This is a genomic window from Krasilnikovia sp. MM14-A1004 (assembly GCF_047159485.1).
Taxonomy (GTDB): Bacteria; Actinomycetota; Actinomycetes; order Mycobacteriales; family Micromonosporaceae; genus Actinoplanes.
The window spans coordinates 7191034-7210847 of the sequence record NZ_AP038773.1 but is presented as its reverse complement, the minus strand read 5'-3'; the positions used below and the strand labels follow the sequence as shown (position 1 = coordinate 7210847).

Here is a 19814-nt window from a genome sequence, read left to right as displayed (position 1 = left end):
GTGTACGACGTGGTGATCCTCAGCCTCGCTGAGGGAGGAGGCAGCGGCTGCGGCGCCGCTTGCGGCTGCGGCGCGGAAGGCGGCACCTCGGCCCAGAGCGCCGGCGGCTGCGCCGAGGGCGGCTGCGGCTCGGGTGATGGCGGCTGCGGCTCGGGTGATGGGGCGTGCGGCTCGGGTGATGGGGCGTGCGGCGACCACGAGGTGTGCGCGCCACGCCAGGGACTGGCGCGTACCCCGGTGCTGGCCTGCGCGGACGCGCTGCGTGACGCGGGTGCCCGGGTGGAGATGGTCACGGCCTCCTCCGACGCCGAGATCGATGCGGTGATCGCCCGCTTCGACGCGGAGCCGCGTACCGATGGCCTGTCGTGGCCCGACGCGGACAGCAAGCTGCGGCTGGTGATCGCGACCGCGGCCGACGGCCAGCTGCGCGCGGTGCTGCGCCGCCTGGTCCGGCGCTACGCACCGCCGCCCAGCCGGCGCCCCGCCGATCTGGCCGACGGCCGTACCGTGCCGGATCTGCCGCCCGTGGCGATCCTGCCGCTCGATCCGGGCGGCACTACAGACCTGGCCGCCCAGCTCGGCCTGCCCCGCGAGCCGGCCGCGGTGGCCGCGGCCGCGCTCGGCGGCACCGTGCGCCGCCTCGACCTGCTTCGCAACGACGGCGGGTCGGTCACCCTGGACGGCGCGCTGGTCGGCGGAGCCGACGGCAGCGGCCGCGCAGTGCCGTGGCGGGGCCGGGTCGAGGTCGACGACGCCGTGCTCACCGACGGTGACGACCCGGTGCTCGCGTGTGCCATCGGCAACGGCTCCGGGTACGCCGAATTCGACGGCCTGCCCTTGCTCACCGGGGTCGACCCCGCCGACGGCCGGGTCGAGGTCGCGGTCGCGGTGCCGGTAACGGTCAAGCAGCGCCTGCGGAAAACACGGGTACGCGTGGAGGTGCGCCGCGCCCGCGGCCGCGCCGTCAGTATCCTTCCGCGCGACGGTGACCTGCCGTTTCTCGACGACGGGGTGGACGGGACGATGAGCCGAAAGCGCTCGTGGTGGACCGAACCCGGAGTCTGGGCGGTGTACGCCAGCTGACTGGCTGTGCAACTCTGAGTACGAACTGAGGTACGAGAAATACCGGAGGTAGCACCCGTGGAGGACGAAAACGCTGACCGCGTCTACGTCCCGGGCTCGAACGGCACGCCCCCAGCCCGGGACGTGGAACCGTTCTGGCCGCCGGAGGAGCTGAACGCCCCCGTGCACGGCGGAAAACCCGTCCCGCACGCCGCGCCGCCCGCTGTTCCCCTGTCCGGCACCCACCCCCCGGCGGAGCAGGGGGTGTACCGCCCGGTGGACCGCCCCGTCGTGCCCTCGCCACCGCGCGTCGACCCGCCGCGGGCAGCGGCACCGTCGTTCCCGTCGGCGCCCGCCGCCGACCCGGCCACGCGGGGGTGGCCCGGCGTCGTCTCGGGCAACGCACCCGTGTCGGGCCCGGGCCACGCCGTGTCGGGGCAGACCGGCCCCACCTCACCGGCCCCCGCGACCGGTACAGCACCGGTCTCCGGAGCCGGAGGGGAACCCGGGCCGGACATGACGGCCACCGGTACGCCGCGATCGAGCGCCCGTCTCAACGGATCGGTGCCCGGCGCCGAGTCCCCCGTCGCCCCGGTGTCCGGCGGCTCGTCCGAGCGTGGCTCGTCCGAGGCCGGCGGACCGATCGGCGGCCCGGCAACCGATGCCGTGACCGTGCAGGCGGCGTCGCCGTGGGCCCAGCCGCCGTACCGCCACCCGTCTCCCGGGCAGGCCGACCACCCCGCGCCCGGGCATACCGGTCCACGACCAGCGCATCCGGGGCCGGGCCAACCAGCGGCCCCGCAATCCGGACCCGCGAATCCCGGACCCGCCCATCCCCGACCCGCCCAGGCAGGCCCGATCCAGCCCGGCCACGCCGAGCCCGGACCGGCGCAGGGCCGCTCGGGCGGGACATATCTCGGTGGCGACCGTGCGACCCACTACCCGACCGTGAGCCCGCGGCGTGGCCCGGCGCCCGCCGAGGAGCAACCGGCGGGTCCGGTCTACCGGCCGGGTCCGGTTCCTCCGGTGCCGCAGCCCGAAGCCACCCGGCCCGCCACGCGCGAGACGTCAGCTGAGTCCGGGTCTGCGCCGGCCCGGCCCGCCCAGGCCGGGCCGCCGGCACCCGCCGCGCAGACCTGGTCCGGGTCCGCCCAGAGCCAATCGGGAGCGGCCCGGGCCCCCTCCGGGCCGGCCCAGCGACCGGGCCAGCCGGCTGCGCACGGCACCGGACCGCAGGTCCCACCCGCCCAGCCCACACAGGGAAACGGCCCCCAGAGGCCGCACCCGCAGGGCCCACACGGAAACGGCCCGCAGACCCCGCACACGCAGCCCCCACACGGAAACGGCCCGCACCCGCAGCCCCCACACGGAAACGGCCCCCAGGGCCCGCACGCCCAGCCCGCCCAGGGACACGGCCCGCACGGGGCCGGCCCGCAGGCGCCCGGTCCTCAGCATTGGCCGGCCGACCAGCAGCCGGGAGACCCGCGCGGCCGCACTCCGCAGCAGGCACCGCCGGGCCCGTACCCGCCGGGGGTGGACCCGCGGGCCGTGGCCCCACACCCGCAGGTGCACCAGCCGCAGGCCGGTGGCGAGCAGCCGACCATGGATCCGTTCCAGCAGTTGCCGTGGGTCTCCGACGGGACCCCGACGGCCGAGGAGTTCGCCCGGCGCCGGCTGGCCAAGCCACCGGAGCCGACCGCCACGATGGGCGCCCGCGCCATCGTCACCAAGGGCACCATGGGCCTGCTCCGGCTGGCTCCGGGCAAGCGCGAGCTGGAGTACAAGCAGGACGTCGAGAAGGTACGGCGCAACTTCGGCGGCCTGCGCCAGGTGACCGTGGTCAACCCGAAGGGCGGTGCCGGCAAGACGGTCGCGGTGCTGCTGCTGGCGATGACGTTCGGGCAGAAGCGCGGCGGATACGTGCTGGCTTGGGACAACAACGAGACCCAGGGCACGCTCGGCATGCGGGCGCAGCAGGACTTCCACGCCCGTACGGTCCGCGACATGATGCGCGACCTGCACCTGTTCCGGGGGTCGCACGGGCGGGTCGGCGACCTGTCGCAGTACGTCCGCGCCCAGGGCGAGGGCATGTTCGACGTGCTGGCCTCGGACGAGTCCGCGACCGCCGGTGAGATGCTGACCGCCAGTGCGTTCGCCGAGATCCGGGAGATCGTCAGCCGGTTCTACAAGTTGATCTTCGTAGACACCGGGAACAACGTACGGGCGCAGAACTGGCAGGCGGCGATGGACGCCACCGACCAGCTCGTCATCACCATGTCCGCCCGAAACGACTCGGCCGAGACGGCGGCGCGCATGCTCGACCACCTGGAGCAGAGCGGCCGCCAGCGGCTGGTCCGGCAGGCGGTCAGCGTGGTGTCGATGCCCCCGACCCGCAAGGACATCGACCTGCCCGCGATCCAGCGGCACTTCGCGGCCCGCACCCGGGCCGTGCTGCTGGCACCGTACGAGCGGCTGATCGACTCGGGCGAGCCGCTGCGCTACGGGCAACTGTCCGCCAATACCCGCGACGCCTGGCTCAAGATCGCCGCCGCGGTTGCCGAGGGCCTGTAGCCCTCAGCACTGAGGGCTTGTAGACCTCAGTGCCGGGGCTGGTCGACCTCAGCTCAGGGCGTCCGCGGCGGCCGGGTCGCTGTCGCGCAGGAACTGGGCGCACCGCGCCGCCTCGTCGGACTCGCCGATCGTGGCCGCGGCCTGGGACAGCGCGTGCAGACAGCGCAGGAAGCCCCGGTTCGGCTCGTGCGACCACGGGACCGGGCCGTGCCCCTTCCAGCCGTTGCGACGCAGGGCGTCCAGGCCACGGTGGTAACCGGTGCGGGCGAACGCGTACGCGGGCACGGTGCGCCCCGCGGCCAGCGCGCTCTCGGCCAGTGCGGCCCAGCCACCGCTGGACGCCGGGAACCGGGCGGCGACCGCCTCGTACGCCGCGTCCGTGCCGATCTGCGCGGCCTCGGCGAGGGCCTTGTCCGCCTCGTCGTCGGCGGGCAGGCGGGTGGCGGGCGGCTCGGGAAGCAGGTTCTGCATGAACCCATTCAACCCGTTCGCCCGGTGCCCGCGCCGCCGGGGTCCACGCGGACCGGGCCCCGGCTCGGGATCCGGCGGCTAACCTCCTAGGAGTGCCTGGTGATCCACTTCAACCCGTGTTCGGCGACGAGACGCCGTTCGACGCGACCGCGTACGAGATCGAGTCGCGCGCCGAACTCGACGGGCACCTGGCCAGGGGCTCCATCGCCCGCCTGATCCTGCTGGGCCTGCGGCTGGACGAGGACCCGCCCGACCTGAGCGGGGTCGACGTCCACGGCACCCTCTTCGTGGGATGCCGGCTGTCCTCTGCCGAGGTGGAGATCGACCTGATCCGGCGCGGCGCCCACCTGATCCCGCCGTTCGACGCCCGGCCGTACCCGACCCACCCGGCGCAGCTCTACACCCCGGAGGACCTGTCGTTCGGCTTCGAACGGCACGGCTTCGCGGGCATGTACGACACGGTCGTCTACGACCACTTCGGCGAGCACGGCGGCGCCGCCCCGGACATCCGCGAGGCGCTGGCACAGCGGTTGCACGACGCGGGCATCGACAACGCGCTCGGCAAGGCCCTGAACGCGTGGGTGCGGGCGCATGGGCCGGACGGGACCGTGGGGATCAGCGGCGCGGTCGGGATCATGGGCGGGCACGCGGAGCCCCGCGGGTCCGCCGCGTACCGGATGGCCGCGACGCTGGCGTGGCGGCTGGCCAACGCGGGCCGCCTGGTGATCACCGGCGGCGGCCCGGGGGTGATGGAGGCCGCCAACCTGGGCGCGTACTTCGCCAGCCGCGCGGAGAGTGAGCTGGCGGCGGCGATCGCGATGCTGGCGGCGGCTCCGGACTTCCGGGATCACGATCCGTACACGGCGGCGGCGCTCCAGGTGCGCGCGGCGTACCAGGCCCCGACGTCCGCGGCCGGAGACGTGGTCGCGCGGCTCACCCACGGCGGCCTCGCGCTGCCCACCTGGCTGTACGGCCACGAGCCGGCGAACCTGTTCGCGGGCCAGATCGGCAAGTACTTCTCCAACGCGGTACGCGAGGACTCGATCCTGCGTCTGTCCCGCGGCGGCATCGTGTTCGCGCCCGGCTGGGCGGGCACCGTGCAGGAGGTGTTCCAGGCCGCGACGAAGACCTTCTACCGCACCGACGGCCCGAGCGGCGCATTCGTGTTCCTGGGCACGACGCACTGGTCCGGGCTCCCGGTCGAGGACCTGCTGCGCCCCCTGCTGGCCCGCTCCCCGCACGGCGACCAGTCCGGCCTGATCGTGGTCACCGACTCCCTCGACGAGGCGATGACGGCACTGACCGGCTAGGCCACCCGCACCCGGCGCCAGCTGTTCACCGGGAGGTCCACGTCGGGTACGTCGGTCAGCCCGTTCTCGTCCATCGCGTTGTAGACGGCCAGCCGCGCCCCGTCGAACCGGAACTCCACCGCGTGCAGCACCCTGGGCAGCCAGTCGGCGACCGTGATCCGCTCGATGATGTTGACCTCGCGCAGCACCCGGCCGCGGGCCCGGCGCAGCGCGGCGTGCGGGTCGGCGCGCCAGTCCAGCTGGATCCCGGTGCCGAACCAGTCGATCGGGGCGGTCATGTCGACCTGGTCCCAGGTGATCGCGCACTCGTCGAACTTGCGGTGGGTGATCTCCACGTTGGCGCCGCCGAGGCCGTTCGGGCCGGCGAAGCCGAGGATCACCGGGCCGTCGGCGAACCAGCCACGGGCGGAGATGTCCCACATCAGCCAGCCCGCCATCAGCTCCCGGCCGATGAGCCGCGTGAAGCGCTGCCGATGGACCGCCGCCAGCGCCTCGGCGTCGTGCTGCCACTCGGGTTCGTAACCCTCGATGCCGAGCACGATCACCTACCACCGGTCGATAACCGGACGATCGTACCCGGGCCGCGGCGGCGGGCCGCAAACACGGAAGCGGCCGGTCCCGCGTACGGGGACCGGCCGCGACCGGATGATTACTTGGCGAACGTGGTGCCGGCGGAGCGCAGGTGCTCGGCGGCCTCGACGACGCGCTTGGCCAGGCCGTTCTCGGCCAGCTTGCCCCAGGCGCGCGGGTCGTAGGTCTTCTTGTTGCCGACCTCGCCGTCGATCTTCAGTACGCCGTCGTAGTTCTTGAACATGTGGTCCGCCACCGGCCGGGTGAAGGCGTACTGGGTGTCGGTGTCGATGTTCATCTTGATCACGCCGTAGTCGAGGGCGGCGCGGATCTCCGAGAGCAGCGAGCCGGAGCCGCCGTGGAAGACCAGGTCGAACGGCTTCTCCTTGCCGACCTTGGCGCCGACCGCCTCCTGGATCTCCTTGAGGATCTCCGGGCGCAGCTTGACGTTGCCGGGCTTGTACACGCCGTGCACGTTGCCGAAGGTCAGGGCGGCCATGTAGCGGCCCTTCTCGCCCGAGCCGAGCGCGGCGACGGTGGCCATGGCGTCCTCGACGGTGGTGTACAGCTTCTCGTCGATCGCGCCGACGACACCGTCCTCCTCGCCGCCCACGACGCCGATCTCCACCTCCAGGACGATCTTCGCGGCGGCGGCCTGGGCCAGCAGCTCCTCGGCGATCCGCAGGTTCTCGTCCAGCGGCACGGCCGAGCCGTCCCACATGTGCGACTGGAACAGCGGGGCCTTACCCGCGGCCACGCGCTCCTTGCTGATCGCCAGCAGGGGGCGTACGTACCCGTCGAGCTTGTCCTTCGGGCAGTGGTCGGTGTGCAGCGCGATGTTGACCGGGTAGTGCTTGGCCACCTCGGTGGCGAACTCGGCGAGCGCGACCGCGCCGGTGACCATGTTCTTCACGGTCGGGCCGGAGACGTACTCGGCGCCACCCGTCGAGATCTGGATGATGCCGTCGCTGCCCGCCTCCGCGAAGCCCTGCAGGGCCGCGTTCAGCGTCTGCGAGGACGTCACATTGATCGCGGGGTACGCGAACGCGCCGGCCTTGGCGCGGTCGAGCATCTCGGCGTAGACCTCAGGGGAAGCGATGGGCATCGGTGATCTCCTTGATCTTGCGTACGGATAGTGCGTACGACCGGAGGTGCCAGAGGGCAGGACCGCGCTGTCCTCCAGCAGGCAGTATTCCGCAGCCACCGGTGTCGGGGGAAATCGCCCCGTTTCCCGGTGCCCATCCGGCGGGATCGGGCTCCGCAAGCCGCCGTGACGGTCGTACCGTGGAAGGCACAGTCCGCCCCACCGGAGGGAGCGACGATGACCCAGCCGCACCACCTCGATGTGGAGGCCCCCGAGGCCGACGCCGCCGAGCAGGCCGCGATCGCGGATCCCCGGTGGGACGACGTCGCTGAGCCGCGGGTCCCCGAGGACCTGGAGGCGCCCGACTGGGACGCGCAGGAACAGGCCCAGGAGGTCCCGTTCGACGACGACTACCGCTGAGCGCGGCGACGGTCGTCACATTCGGCCGGGTGGGCCGACCGGGCCACCCAGTCGGAGCACAGCGGGTACACAGCCTGTCCCGGTACCCTGCACTGCGTGACCATCCGTGCCCTGTCGGAGCAACTCGCCCTCAACCCGATGGACCCGAAGCAGCTGCTGCAGACCTTCGGCCTGATCGGCGTGTTGGCGATCCTGTTCGCGGAGACCGGCCTGCTCGTCGGCTTCTTCTTCCCGGGCGACTCGCTGCTGTTCCTGGCCGGGATCGCGGCGTCCCCGGTCGCCGACTCGATCTTCGGTTCGGGCACCCGGTTGTCCCTCGCCGGCCTGCTGATCGGCGCGCCACTCTGCGCGATCGCCGGCGCCCAGTTCGGTCACTGGCTGGGAGCACGCTACGGCCGCCAGATGTTCGACCGGCCCAACTCCAAGCTCTTCAAGAAGGAGTACGTGGAGAAGGCCGAGTACTACTTCGAGAAGTTCGGCCCGGCGAAGGCCGTGGTGCTGGCGCGGTTCATCCCGATCGTCCGGACGTTCCTGAACCCGGTCGCGGGCACCCTGGGCATGCCCGCGCGCAAGTTCCTGCTCTGGAACGTCGTCGGGGCCATCCTCTGGGTCGACGGCGTCCTGCTGGTGGGCTACCTGCTGGCGGACCAGATCTGGCACGCGGTCGGCGACAAGATCGACCACTACATCCTGCCCGTGGTCGCGCTGATCATCGCGATCTCTGTGCTCCCGATCGTCATCGAGATCATCCGCGAGCGCCGGGCCAAGCGCCACGGCACCGCCCCCGAGGATCCGGGAGCGGCGGCCGCGATCGGGGTCGTGGCGGCGGCGAGCATCGCCGGGCTGGCCGAGTCGGTTCGCGACGACGAGGACGAGCAGCGCCCGCACCACCGGGGCAGCCACCGGGCCTGACAAGCCCGGCAGGAGGTTGTCAGACGGTCACGGGTGCCGAACCGGCGAGGCGGTCGAGGAACTCGTCGGGGCACTCGCGGAGCCCGTCCAAGCGCCCGGCGGCCAGCGCCCGGTAGGTCAGCGCCGCAGCCTCTTCCAGGTTCCGGGCCCGTTTGTGGGCCAGTTCGACGCTGTCGGCCATGACCACGCAGCCGTGCTGGCTGAGCACGAGGCAGTCGGTGCCGTCGGCGGCCATGGCCGCGGTCAGTGCGGCGAGTTCGCCGCCGCCCGGCAGGCGGAACGGCACCGTGACGACCCGGCGCAGGTAGAACGCGTGGTCCGTGGTGACCAGGCGCACGTGCTCGCCCAGCGCGTCGAGCAGCAGCACGGTCTGCGGATGCAGGTGGACGATGGCGTTCACGTCGGGCCGGGCCCGGTACAACGCCAGGTGCAGAGGAAGTTCGCTGGTAGGCGCGACGCCGGACGGGACGGCGCCGATCACTGTGGGTGAGCCGTCGGAGATCCGTACGGCCGCGAAGGTCACCCGGCTGAGCCGGTCGAGCCAGGCACCGGCTCCGGTGACCCAGCAGGCGTCGTCGTCGGGCTCGCGCGCGGAAAGGTTGCCGCCCGATCCGCAGACCAGGCCGGCCTGGACGACGTCGTAGCCCACATGGGCCAGTTGGTCGCGCAGGTCACCAGGCACGTAGTTCACCGGTAGCTCCTCGGGTCCTCGGGGGTGGACTTGTTGGAGGTCTCGCAATCCAGCCTGGCGTCACGCTGGTTTCCTGTGACGCCAGGCGTCGGCTTCCGGTCAGCGCGCCTTCTTCGTGGCCCGCTTGCGCGGCGGGGTCAGCAGGTCGGCGATGGTCGCGATGGCGGTCGGCACCAGGCGGTAGTACGCCCAGACGCCGCGCTTCTCACGCTCCAGCAGACCCGCCTCGGTCAGGATCCGCAAGTGGTGGCTGACGGTCGGCTGCGACAGACCCAATGGGGCGGTCAGGTCACAGACGCACGCCTCGCCGTCCGTTGCGGACTGAATGAGGCTGAGCAGCCGCAGCCGCGCGGGGTCGGCGAGTGCTTTGAGCACTCCCGCCAGACGCTCGGCGTCGGCACGTTCAATTGGCTCGCCGGCAAGCGGCGAGATCTGAGGCATTGTCATTTCCGCCAACGCAGTTCCCACGATCTCCATCCTTCCACCAACTGCATCGATTCTCCTGCATGTGGGCAGGAACGAACCGGCTAACTTTCAGGCCGTAAGGCCGAGATCGGTCGTCGGGTCAGCCGATCGGTACACCAAGCCGGCGACCGCGACGGTCGCTTCAGTTCGCCGATCGACCATTACCTCGACACCGACTTCGGTCCCTGCCTCCTGCAACGCCTCAGCAGCCGTCTGGTCGCTGTCCATCGCTGTCGGGCTCTCGATCCACACCGGGGGAGTGAGACGCCCCACATTGTCGATGTGTCGATCCGCGCCCCTATGGATCGACACACTCCGCATTCGTACAACCGCGCTGTGGTGCTTGGTCGCACTGTCCGGATCGCCACCGTCACACAACGCTGCACGACCCGATGAAAGCACGCGACGACTCTGGGCGACGGTCGTTTCAGTGATGAATTTACGCAGGTCGTGGTGCGCTTCCATGACATCGAGGGTACTGGCTGGATGGGAAACGGAACGTACCGCCCTGCCGGGGCCGAAAGGGAACTATAGACCCTCAGCATTGCCGCCCCCGATCTGTAAGTGTTGTTTACTAAACGTCGACCGAAAGAGTTTCAGCACCCATAGAGGCAGCTCAAAGCGGGTCTTGGTGCGACCGCCGGGTTAACCGCCGGCACCCAGCGTCCTCAGATCAAATCCTCAGCACTTACACAACATTGACAAACATCTGTCCGTCCAGCGGGCGGAACGACCCCGTGCAGGCCCGCAGAAGACATCCGGACAGTCGGCTCAGCCGTGTCCTTCGGCGTCAAACGGTACCCGTTCGGGTGACCCACAAACGTCGATGCCTGGGTCTCTCAACTCGACGGACGCGACCAGAATTCGTCGTCCTGCCCCGGCGTGGGCGTTATGGATGGAACCGACGGGTAACCAGCCCCATAGGCCACCACGCCACTTCCATACGGCGAGCCATGACCGACGAGCACGCCGGGACCGTACGGTGAACCGTGGCCCGGCACCCCGGCAGTGGCCGCCCCGGCCCGGCCGAAGAACGACCCCGGCGCGGCCAGCAACAGCACCGCCACGATCAGGTAGCCCACCATCTGGGCGACCGCCACACCCACGTTGAGGCCGATCCACCCGTCCGGGTACGCGCCGCTCAGTGCCGCGCCCAGCGACCCCGGATCGCCGTCGCCGCTGCGCTGCACTCCCACCGTGACCAGCGAACCGCACCCCGCCAGCAGCCCCAGACCGCACACCACCCAGGTGCCGATCCGGGCCGCGTTGCTGCCCCGGCGCAGTCCGAGCGCCAGCACCACGCACAGCGCGAAGAGGATCACCGCGACGGCCGTGCCGACCGCGGCCCCGATCCACACCACGGACACGAACCCGTCGACGTCCGCGGCGGCGGCCCCATGGGCGGCATCGCGGAACCGGGTCACGACGCCCGGGGCGATCGCGATCGCCGTGATCGCGTACGCGAGGCCGGCCAGAGCCATCAGGCCGAGCAGGACCGCCGCGAGCGCCACCGGCACCGGCCGGCGGCGCGACGGGACAGCCCCCTGGGCCGCGGGCACGGCGAAGGGCGGTGAGACTGGGTAGGACATGTGACGGCTCCCCGGGTGATGCGTTGCGCCACGAACCTACCCGTGGCCGGGCCCGGCCGCCGCCCTTCCTCCAGTGCTCAGGGCCACCGGTGCCCGGAACCGCCGCTGCTCACGACCGCTGGCGCGCAGGACCACCGCTGCTCAGGACCACCGGCGCTCAGGGCCACCGCTGTTCAGGACCACCGGCGCTCAGGGCCACCGGTGCTCAGGACCACCGGCGCTCAGGGCTGCGCGGTGGGATCCGCTGGCGGCCCCGGACGCTCCTCCCTCTGCGGCCCGGACGGGCCCTCCGCAGCGGAACCGTCAGCGGAGGACGACTCCCCGCCGGCTTCCGGTGCGGCCACGTCCGGTGACGCACCGGGTGCCGGCGGCTCCTGCGACGGGGTCGCATCCGGGGTCTGGCCGACCGGCTGACCCGGACCGGGATCGGGCACCTGACCGGGATATCCCGCACCGGTCACCGGTCCGGGATACGGCGGCTGACCGGGAGCCGGCTGACCGGGAGCCGGCTGACCTGAAACCGGCTGGCCGGGGAACGCCTGGCCCGGAATCGGCTGGCCGGGATAGATCGGCTGGGCGGGATACGACGACTGACCCGGATAGGGCGGTTGGCCCGGATAGGGCGGCTGCGCCATCGGATACCCCGGATACGCCGGGTACGGCAGCGACGGATCCCACGCCGGCTGCGCGGCCCGGAAGTACGGGTTCGAGGCGGGCAGGGCCAGCAGCACCAGCGCGGCCAGCAGGGTCAGCAGCGTCAGCGCCGAGAGGATCGTCGTGACCGGCGTGTACCAGGAGGGCAGTTCCTCGCGGAGCCGGCGCTCCAACTCCCGCGCACTGGGCCCGGTGGTGTTACCGGTGTCGACGTTCAGGGAGCTGGACAGCGCCGTACCCGCCAACCCCACCCCGCTGCAGCACAATGCGATGCCGCCGAGCACCCAGGTGGTGATCCGGGACCCGTTGCGGCCCTTGCCGTTGAAGATCGCCAGCACGGCGAGACCCACGGCGAACAGCACGTTCACCACGATCCCGACGATGCTGGCCACCACGGCCACGGTCTCGGTGCCCTCGGCCGCGGTCCCCCGGTACGCCTCCCGGTAGACGTCGGCCATCGTGCCGGCGCTGCTGAGCGTGATCACGGCGCCGATCAGCGACAGCCCCGCTGTCGCGTACAGCAGGAACGAGGAGATGGTCACGGGCGTCGGTCGAGTCCTCGGCGCCGGCGCTTGTGGATACATGGGAACGGCCACAGAGATCCCTCCTTGATCCACTGACGGTACCGTTCGGACGCTACGCCCGCGACCGTGGTTTCGCGCACCGTAACGAAGGACGCCAACGGAGCGAATCGGACCGGTGTGCACGGGATCGCTCGATCGAGGGGCGACAGCGTTAACTCTCGACCCGTAAACTGCGTACTCGTGGCGCCTCGTCGGCTGGAGACCTCCTCGACGGCGCCCGTTGTCCGACCAGGTCGCCGCCCCCGCCCACAGACCGCCGGGGCCCAGGCTGACCGGATCCGGGCACCTTCCCCATTAAGCCGGCCGCGTGTCCACGCCGCGGCCGCCCCAGACCTGACAAGGACCGGTGAGTCCCATGCCACACGCCGACACGCTGACCGTCGTGCACCATGACGACACGAAAACCCGATACACCGACGTCCGCTACCAACTGATCCGCGACGGCATCCGGATCTGGTCCGACGAGGGCGAACACTCCCTCACGGACATCCTGATGACCCACGCCTACCGGCGCGGAAAACCGAAGAACTGATTCGGGTACGAGGGCCCCGCCGCACCGGCGGGGCCCTCGTCCGTCCACGGTCTCAGCCGCGGCTCACCAACAGGCCGTCCTTGGCGTCGGTGAGATCGACCTGAACGGTGTCGCCGTCCACGATCTGACCCGCCAGCAGCGCCTTCGCCAGAGCGTCACCGATCGCCGACTGGACCAGGCGCCGCAGCGGCCGGGCGCCGTAGATCGGGTCGTAGCCGTGCTCGCCGAGCCACTGCACAGCGGCGTCCGTCACTTCCAGGTTCAGCCGCCTGTCCGAGAGCCGGTTGCGCAACCGGCCCAGCTGAATGTCCACGATGGCCGCCAGGTCCTGCGCGGTCAGCGAGTGGAACACGACGATGTCGTCGAGCCGGTTGAGGAACTCCGGCTTGAAGTGCGACCGGACGGTTGCCATGACCTCCTCGCGGCGCTCCTCGTCGCTGAGCGTGAAGTCGGAGATCACCGACGAGCCCAGATTGGACGTGAGCACGAGGATGGCGTTGCGGAAGTCGACAGTACGGCCCTGGCCATCGGTGAGCCGCCCGTCGTCGAGGACCTGCAGCAGCACGTCGAACACGTCGGGGTGGGCCTTCTCCACCTCGTCCAGCAACACCACCGAGTACGGCCTACGCCGCACCGCCTCGGTCAGCTGGCCGCCCTCCTCGTAGCCGACGTATCCGGGCGGGGCGCCGACGAGGCGGGCGACGGAGTGCTTCTCGCCGTACTCGCTCATGTCGATGCGCACCATGGCCCGCTCATCGTCGAAGAGGAACCCCGCGAGTGCCTTGGCCAGCTCGGTCTTGCCGACGCCGGTGGGACCGAGGAACAGGAAGCTGCCCGTGGGCCGGTCCGGGTCGGCGACGCCGGCCCGCGCCCGGCGCACCGCACCGGAGACCGCCTCGACGGCCTCACGCTGACCGACCACCTTGGCCCCGAGCGAGTCCTCCATGCGCAGCAGCTTGGCGGTCTCACCCTCCATCATCCGGCCGGCCGGGATGCCGGTCCACGAGGAGATCACCTCGGCGATGTCGTCCGCGCCGACCTCCTCCTTGACCATGGGCGGCTCGGCCTTCTCCTCGTCCTCGGCCTCCGACGCGCTGGCCAACTCCAGCTCCAGGGCGGGAATCTCCTGGTACTGCAGCCGGGACGCCCGTTCCCACTCGGCGTCGCGCTGCGCGCGTTCGAGTTCGACGCGGGCCTCGTCGAGGCGCTTCTTCAGCTCGCCGACCCGGTTGAGGCCGCCGCGCTCGCGGTCCCAGCGGGCGGTCAGCGCGGTCAGCTCCTCCTCCCGGTCGGCCAGGTCGCGTTCCAGGCGCTCCAGGCGGGCGACCGACGCGGGGTCGGTCTCCTTGCCCAGGGCCAGCCGCTCGACGCGCATCCGGTCGACCTGGCGCTGCAGCTGGTCCAGCTCGACCGGCCGGGAGTCGATCTCCATGCGCAGCCGGGAGGCGGCCTCGTCGATCAGGTCGATGGCCTTGTCCGGCAGGAACCGGTCGCTGATGTAGCGGTCCGACAGGCTGGCGGCCGCGACCAGCGCGGCGTCGGTGATCTGCACGCGGTGATGCGCTTCGTACCGGCCCTTGAGGCCGCGCAGGATGCCGATGGTGTCCTCGACCGTGGGTTCGCCGACCACGACGGGCTGGAAGCGCCGCTCCAGGGCGGGGTCCTTCTCGATGTGCTCGCGGTACTCGTCCAGCGTGGTCGCGCCGACCATGCGCAGCTCGCCGCGGGCCAGCATCGGCTTGAGCATGTTGCCGGCGTCCATCGAGCCCTCGCCCTTGCCGGCGCCGACAACCGTGTGCAGCTCGTCGAGGAACGTGACCACCTGGCCGTTGGAGTTGCGGATCTCCTCCAGGACGCTCTTGAGCCGCTCCTCGAACTGGCCGCGGTACTGCGCACCGGCGACCATGGCGCCCAGGTCGAGCGAGACGAGCTTCTTGTCGCGCAGCGTCTCGGGCACGTCCCCGGCCACGATCCGCTGGGCCAGGCCCTCGACGATCGCGGTCTTGCCGACGCCGGGCTCACCGATCAGGACCGGATTGTTCTTCGTACGCCGGGACAGCACCTGCACGACCCGGCGGATCTCCGCGTCCCGCCCGATCACCGGATCGATCTTGCCCTCGCGGGCCAGCGCCGTGAGATCCACGCTGTACTTCTCCAGCGCCTGGTACGTCTGCTCCGGGTCCTGGTTCGTCACCCGCCGGTCGCCGCCGCGCACCGACGGGAACGCCGCGACCAGCGTCTCCTCGGTGGCTCCGGCGTCGCGCAGCGCCTTGCCGACCGCGCCGCCCACCCGGGCCAGCCCGGCCAGCAGGTGCTCTGTGGAGACGTACTCGTCGCCGAGCGGCTTGGCGATCAGCTCGGCCTCACCGATGGCGTTGACGAACTCGCGGGACAGGCTGGGCTCGGCGATGCTGGCGCCGCGGGCGGAGGGGATCTGCTCCACCGCGCGAACGGCCACGCGCCGGATGTCGGCCGGGTTCGCGCCGATCGCCCGCAGCAGGCCGGGGGCGGTCGAGCCGCCGGTGTCCAGCAGTGACAGAAGCAGGTGCCACGGTTCGACCGAGGCGTGCCCGCGCGTACTGGCGGTGGCGACCGCGCCGGTGATCACATCGCGGCTCTTGGTGGTGAGGCGTTCGGCGTTCATGTGCTCCCCTGATCGGTGATTCCGCCCGGGTACAGCGCCCGCAGACTTGAGCGTATTCCACTCAACCCTAAGCTCGGCCGTCCAGTCCGACAACGTGACGGCGTGCGGGTGCCGTGACCGTCGCCACAGCTGCGGAGAATTCCTCAGGTCCGCCCTCAGCGGCTCGGACGACCCGCCGATAGGAACGTCGGACATTTGCCCGGGACTGGGGGGGAGGGCAGCGTGCGCGTGGTGGGTACCGCAACCGGCGGGGCCGGTGTGGCCGGTGTGCCGGATTCGGTGGGCCGGATGAGCGTCGGGGTCTCGCTCCTGCGAACGGCCGGGTTCGCCGCCGTCTACGCGGCCGCCTTCCTCGCCGGAAGGACGACCGTGCTCAGCGGCCATCACCTGGCCCTGCTGTGGCCCGCCGCCGGCGTTGCCGTCGTGTGGTTCTGCGCCCAGCGGCGAGCACGCGCGCGGTGGGTGGACGGCCTGGCGCTGTACACGATCGGCCTGGCCGGCAACATGCTCACCGGCGCTGAGCCCGCCCTCGGCGCGGCCCTCGCCCTGGCCAACCTCGTGCAGGTCATCGTCTTCACGGCGCTGCTGTCGCGGTGCCGCCCGGCGCTGTGGGGGGCCGGCGGGCACCTGCGGCTGTCCACGCCCCGGGATCTGGGGTACGTGCTGGGCACGACCGTGGCCGCCGTGATCGCGGGCGCGACCACCTGCCAGGCCGGGATATGGCTGGTCACCGGGCAGCTCACCGGGTCGTCGTTCATCTCGTGGATCACCCGCGACATCGCCAGCGGGATCCTGATCGGTGTGGCCGGGCTGTGGTTCGGGCCCGCCGTGAGCGCCTTCCGGCAGCGGCACGGGTCGCTCGTCGGCTGGTGGCGCTCCGCGGACCGGGCCCTGCGGGCGATACCGGGATGGCGCGTGGGCGAGTACCTGACCGTGGCGACCTGCTTCGCCGGCGCCTACCTGATCGGGTTCGTGGCTGACAACGGGCTGCCGCTGATCGCCGTGACCGCCTGGGCCGCCATCCGCCTGCGTACCGGTTTCGTGGTGCTCAACAACCTGGTCCTCGCCGGGGCCACGGTCGTCGTCACGCTGCACGGGGAGGGCGCCCTGGCCGACATCGCCGACCCCTACCTTCGCGCGGTGACCGCGCACCTGCTCGTCACCATCGTGGCGGTTGCCGCCCTGGCCCTGGCCCTCGAACGCGACGAGCGCGCGGGTCTGTTCCGCGAGCTCGCGGACCAGCGTGAGCAGGCCCGCGAGCACGCCGCGCTGATGAGCGCCATCATCGACTCGATGGGCGACGGCCTCTCCGTCGTCGACGGCCGGGGCCGGGTCGTGCTGCGCAACCGCGCCGCGGTGCGCCTGCTGGGCGAGGTCAGCGTGGTCGGCGACGCGCACCGGCGGTTGCGCCGCCTCGACGGCACTCCGGTGCCCACCGAGGCACTGCCGCACACCCGCGCCCTGGCCGGGGACCACGTCGAGGGCGACGACCTGCTCGTCCGCAAGCCCGGCGACCACGACCCCCGGATCGTGCAGGTGACCGCCACCCCGCTGCCGAACGGGCGGGGTTGCCGCAGTGCCGTCGTGCTGTACCACGACGTCACCGCGGAACGCCGCCACCGCGACCTGCTCGTCAACTTCGCCGGCTCCGTCGCGCACGACCTGCAGAGCCCGCTGACCGCCGTCGAGGGCTGGACCGAGCTCGCCTCCGACGCCCTCGACGCCGAGCAGCCCGCGATCGACCGTTCCCGGGACAGCCTCAGCCGGGTCTCCCGTGCCGCCATCCGCATGCGGGGGCTCATCAACGACCTGCTGGCGTACACCGCCGCCCGCGACGCCGACCTCGCGCCCACCCGTGTCGAACTCACCGGCCTGGTCGGTGACGTCGCCGCCGCCCGCGCCGACGCGGCCGTCGCCGCCGGACGCCCGGCGCCGCAGGTCGCCCTCGGCCGGCTCCATCCGGTGCAGGCGGATGCGGGAGCGGTCCGGCAGCTGCTGGACAACCTCATCGGCAACGCGATCAAGTACACCGCGCCCGGTGTCACTCCCCATCTGCGGATCACCAGCGCGCGCCTCGGCGACACCGTCGCGGTCACCATCTCCGACAACGGCATCGGCATCCCGGCCGGGCAGCACGAGGCCATCTTCGGCGACTTCCACCGCGCCCACGCCGACGGCGGCTACACCGGCACCGGCCTCGGGCTCGCCATCTGCCACCGGATCGTCACCCGCCACGGCGGCACCATCACCGCCGACGACAACCCCGGCGGCGGCGCCCGGTTCACCTTCACGCTGCCCGCGGCCGACCCGCCGCCGGCCGTCGGCGAGCCCCCGCTCGCGCTGCCCAGCACCACCGCCCCGACGCGAACCGGCGGCCGGGTGCCCGCCCGCGCCTGAGGCGTCCACCGGCCGCATCCCGTTCGGTTACGGTGGTCGGGTGCGCGTACGGGTAGAACAGACCCCCCTGCCTGGTATCGGTGTCCGGCACGACCTGGTCACGTCGTCCGGCCGTACGGTCGGGGTGGTCTCGCACCGCAACGGCCGCCGCGACCTGGTCCTCTACGACGTCGACGATCCCGACTCCAGTCTCGCCTCGATCCCGCTCACCGACGACGAGGCGGAGGCGCTGGCCGATGTGCTCGGCGCGTCGCTGATGCTGGGTCAGCTCTCCGGCCTGCGCCAACAGGCCGCGGGGCTGCTCACCGAGCAGGTGGCGATCCCGGCCGGCTCGGCGTTCGTGGGTCACCGCCTCGGCGACACCCGGGCCCGCACCCGTACGGGAGCCTCGATCGTGGCCGTGTTGCGCGACCGCGAGGTGATCGCCTCCCCCGGCCCGTCCTTCAGCTTCGAGGCGGGCGACGTGGTCGTCGTCGTCGGCACCCGCCAGGGCCTGGACGGCGTCACCGCCATCCTGGCCGGCGAGTACGGCGGCTGACGCGTCGTGCACGACACGGCGGTGCTGCTCGTCGAGATCGGCGCGGTGCTCTTCGCGCTCGGCATGCTCGGCCGGCTGGGCCGCCGGGTGGGGTTGTCCCCGATCCCGCTGTACCTGCTGGCCGGGTTGTGTTTCGGCCACGGCGGCCTGATCCCGCTGTCGGCCAGCGAGGAGTTCATCTCGATCGGCGCCGAGATCGGCGTCGTGCTGCTGCTGGTGATGCTGGGCCTGGAGTACTCGGCGACCGAGCTGGTCGGCAACCTGCGCGCGGCCGCGCCCGCCGGGATCATCGACGGCGCGCTCAACGCCCTGCCGGGGATCGGTTTCGCGCTGCTGCTCGGCTGGAGCCTGGAGGCCGCCGTCGTGCTGGGCGGCATCACCTGGGTCTCCTCGTCCGGGGTGATCGCCAAGGTGCTGGGCGACCTGGGTCGGCTCGGTAACCGGGAGACCCCGGTGATCCTGTCGGTGCTGGTCATCGAGGACCTCGCGATGGCCTTCTACCTGCCGCTGATCACCGCCGTGCTGGCCGGGCTGGGGATCTTCGGCGGCGTGCAGGCGCTCGCCGTCGCGGTCGCCACGGTCGCCGCCGTCCTGCTGGTGGCGCTGAAGTTCGGCAACGCCATCTCCAGCTTCATGTCCGTCCGCGACCCGGAGGCGCTGCTGCTCAGCGTGCTGGGCCTGACGCTGTTCGTGGCGGGGGTGGCCGCCCGGCTGAACGTCTCGGCCGCCGTGGGGGCGTTCCTTGTCGGCATCGCCCTGTCCGGGCCGGTCGCGCACCACGCCACCGAGATCCTGACGCCGCTGCGCGACCTGTTCGCGGCGGTGTTCTTCGTGTTCTTCGGGCTCTCCACGAACCCGTCGGACATGCCGGCCGTGCTGCTGCCCGCGTTCGGGCTGGCGGTGCTGACCGCGGCCACGAAGGTCCTGACGGGTTATCTGGCCGCGCGGCGGGTCGGCATCGCCCTGCCCGGGCGGCTGCGCGCGGGGCTGGCGCTGATCCCCCGCGGCGAGTTCTCCATCGTCATCGCCGGGCTGGCCGTCGCCTCGGGGCTGGAGCCGAGGCTGGCGCCGCTGGCCACGGCGTACGTGCTCATCACGGTCATCAGCGGACCGCTGCTGGCCCGCCTGCCGGACTACGCGTGGTTCAAGGCGGCGGTACGGCGGCGGATGAGCGCGACCCGGCGCCCGCCGAAGCCGTTGCCGACCGGCGACTGAGCGTCAGCGGCCCGAAAGTCGGACCTTTCCGGCCCATACGCAGCTCCGCGCTACTTCTCAGTACCGGAATGTGATCCCAGGGCCTTCCGCAGCGCCGTTTCGTCG

The 19814-nt window shown here is 71.9% G+C and carries 18 protein-coding genes; 9 read left to right on the top strand and 9 right to left on the bottom strand.

Annotated features, from left to right (window positions below; all coding sequences use genetic code 11):
• Both ACMCNN_RS31585 and ACMCNN_RS31580 read left to right on the top strand, forming a co-directional pair.
• Window positions 1–1083 (top strand): diacylglycerol kinase family protein, encoded by a 1083-nt coding sequence (locus tag ACMCNN_RS31585; protein ID WP_412744088.1) that lies wholly within the window; start codon window positions 1–3, stop codon window positions 1081–1083.
• A gap of 645 nt (window positions 1084–1728) precedes the next feature.
• Window positions 1729–3633, top strand: coding sequence for a chromosome partitioning protein (locus tag ACMCNN_RS31580; RefSeq protein ID WP_412747349.1), 1905 nt, complete (start codon window positions 1729–1731; stop codon window positions 3631–3633).
• Between the two features lie 48 nt (window positions 3634–3681).
• Here the strand turns inward: ACMCNN_RS31580 and ACMCNN_RS31575 are convergent, their stop codons facing one another.
• Entirely contained in the window at window positions 3682–4104 is a 423-nt protein-coding gene (locus ACMCNN_RS31575; RefSeq protein WP_412744087.1) for a DUF3151 domain-containing protein, read from the bottom strand.
• Window positions 4105–4220: 116 nt separating this feature from the next.
• Between ACMCNN_RS31575 and ACMCNN_RS31570 the strand changes: the two genes are divergently transcribed.
• The gene (locus ACMCNN_RS31570; RefSeq protein ID WP_412744086.1) at window positions 4221–5414 is read left to right on the top strand and encodes an LOG family protein; all 1194 of its coding nucleotides are present in this window, start codon (window positions 4221–4223) and stop codon (window positions 5412–5414) included.
• Here ACMCNN_RS31570 and ACMCNN_RS31565 read toward each other — a convergent pair.
• Window positions 5411–5959: a hypothetical protein gene (locus tag ACMCNN_RS31565; protein ID WP_412744085.1), complete on the bottom strand. Its 549-nt coding sequence runs from the start codon at window positions 5957–5959 to the stop codon at window positions 5411–5413. The two genes, ACMCNN_RS31570 and ACMCNN_RS31565, sit on opposite strands and share 4 nt — an antisense overlap.
• Window positions 5960–6063: 104 nt before the next feature.
• Entirely contained in the window at window positions 6064–7089 is a 1026-nt protein-coding gene (gene fbaA, locus ACMCNN_RS31560) for a class II fructose-bisphosphate aldolase (RefSeq protein ID WP_412744084.1), read from the bottom strand.
• 216 nt (window positions 7090–7305) lie between these two features.
• Between fbaA and ACMCNN_RS31555 the strand changes: the two genes are divergently transcribed.
• Window positions 7306–7488 (top strand): hypothetical protein, encoded by a 183-nt coding sequence (locus tag ACMCNN_RS31555; protein ID WP_412744083.1) that lies wholly within the window; start codon window positions 7306–7308, stop codon window positions 7486–7488.
• Window positions 7489–7626: 138 nt separating this feature from the next.
• Window positions 7627–8400: a DedA family protein gene (locus ACMCNN_RS31550; RefSeq protein ID WP_412747348.1), complete on the top strand. Its 774-nt coding sequence runs from the start codon at window positions 7627–7629 to the stop codon at window positions 8398–8400.
• Window positions 8401–8419: 19 nt separating this feature from the next.
• Here ACMCNN_RS31550 and ACMCNN_RS31545 read toward each other — a convergent pair whose 3' ends face one another.
• From ACMCNN_RS31545 to ACMCNN_RS31525, 5 genes are all read right to left on the bottom strand, one after another.
• A complete protein-coding gene (locus tag ACMCNN_RS31545; RefSeq protein WP_412744082.1) occupies window positions 8420–9091 on the bottom strand; it encodes a class II aldolase/adducin family protein in 672 nt (223 codons plus the stop codon).
• A gap of 99 nt (window positions 9092–9190) precedes the next feature.
• Window positions 9191–9568, bottom strand: a complete 378-nt coding sequence (locus ACMCNN_RS31540; protein WP_014440216.1) for an ArsR/SmtB family transcription factor — start codon at window positions 9566–9568, stop codon at window positions 9191–9193.
• 57 nt (window positions 9569–9625) lie between these two features.
• The gene (locus ACMCNN_RS31535) at window positions 9626–10021 is read right to left on the bottom strand and encodes a hypothetical protein (protein WP_412744081.1); all 396 of its coding nucleotides are present in this window, start codon (window positions 10019–10021) and stop codon (window positions 9626–9628) included.
• Between the two features lie 374 nt (window positions 10022–10395).
• The gene (locus ACMCNN_RS31530) at window positions 10396–11145 is read right to left on the bottom strand and encodes a hypothetical protein (RefSeq protein WP_412744080.1); all 750 of its coding nucleotides are present in this window, start codon (window positions 11143–11145) and stop codon (window positions 10396–10398) included.
• A 221-nt stretch (window positions 11146–11366) separates the two neighbouring features.
• Window positions 11367–12341, bottom strand: a complete 975-nt coding sequence (locus ACMCNN_RS31525) for a hypothetical protein (protein ID WP_412744079.1) — start codon at window positions 12339–12341, stop codon at window positions 11367–11369.
• 397 nt (window positions 12342–12738) lie between these two features.
• Here ACMCNN_RS31525 and ACMCNN_RS31520 point away from each other — a divergent pair, with 397 nt between their 5' ends.
• Entirely contained in the window at window positions 12739–12915 is a 177-nt protein-coding gene (locus ACMCNN_RS31520; protein ID WP_412744078.1) for a hypothetical protein, read from the top strand.
• A 52-nt stretch (window positions 12916–12967) separates the two neighbouring features.
• On the opposite strand, the gene clpB is transcribed toward ACMCNN_RS31520, so the two are convergent.
• Window positions 12968–15559, bottom strand: a complete 2592-nt coding sequence (gene clpB, locus ACMCNN_RS31515) for an ATP-dependent chaperone ClpB (RefSeq protein ID WP_412744077.1) — start codon at window positions 15557–15559, stop codon at window positions 12968–12970.
• Window positions 15560–15790: 231 nt separating this feature from the next.
• Here clpB and ACMCNN_RS31510 point away from each other — a divergent pair, with 231 nt between their 5' ends.
• Genes ACMCNN_RS31510 through ACMCNN_RS31500 form a run of 3 tightly spaced genes read left to right on the top strand, consistent with a single transcriptional unit; the run spans window position 15791 to window position 19709 of the window.
• Entirely contained in the window at window positions 15791–17956 is a 2166-nt protein-coding gene (locus ACMCNN_RS31510) for a sensor histidine kinase (protein ID WP_412744076.1), read from the top strand.
• A 40-nt stretch (window positions 17957–17996) separates the two neighbouring features.
• Window positions 17997–18494 (top strand): cation:proton antiporter regulatory subunit, encoded by a 498-nt coding sequence (locus ACMCNN_RS31505; protein WP_412744075.1) that lies wholly within the window; start codon window positions 17997–17999, stop codon window positions 18492–18494.
• Between the two features lie 6 nt (window positions 18495–18500).
• Window positions 18501–19709: a cation:proton antiporter gene (locus tag ACMCNN_RS31500; protein WP_412744074.1), complete on the top strand. Its 1209-nt coding sequence runs from the start codon at window positions 18501–18503 to the stop codon at window positions 19707–19709.
• Window positions 19710–19814 lie beyond the last annotated feature (105 nt).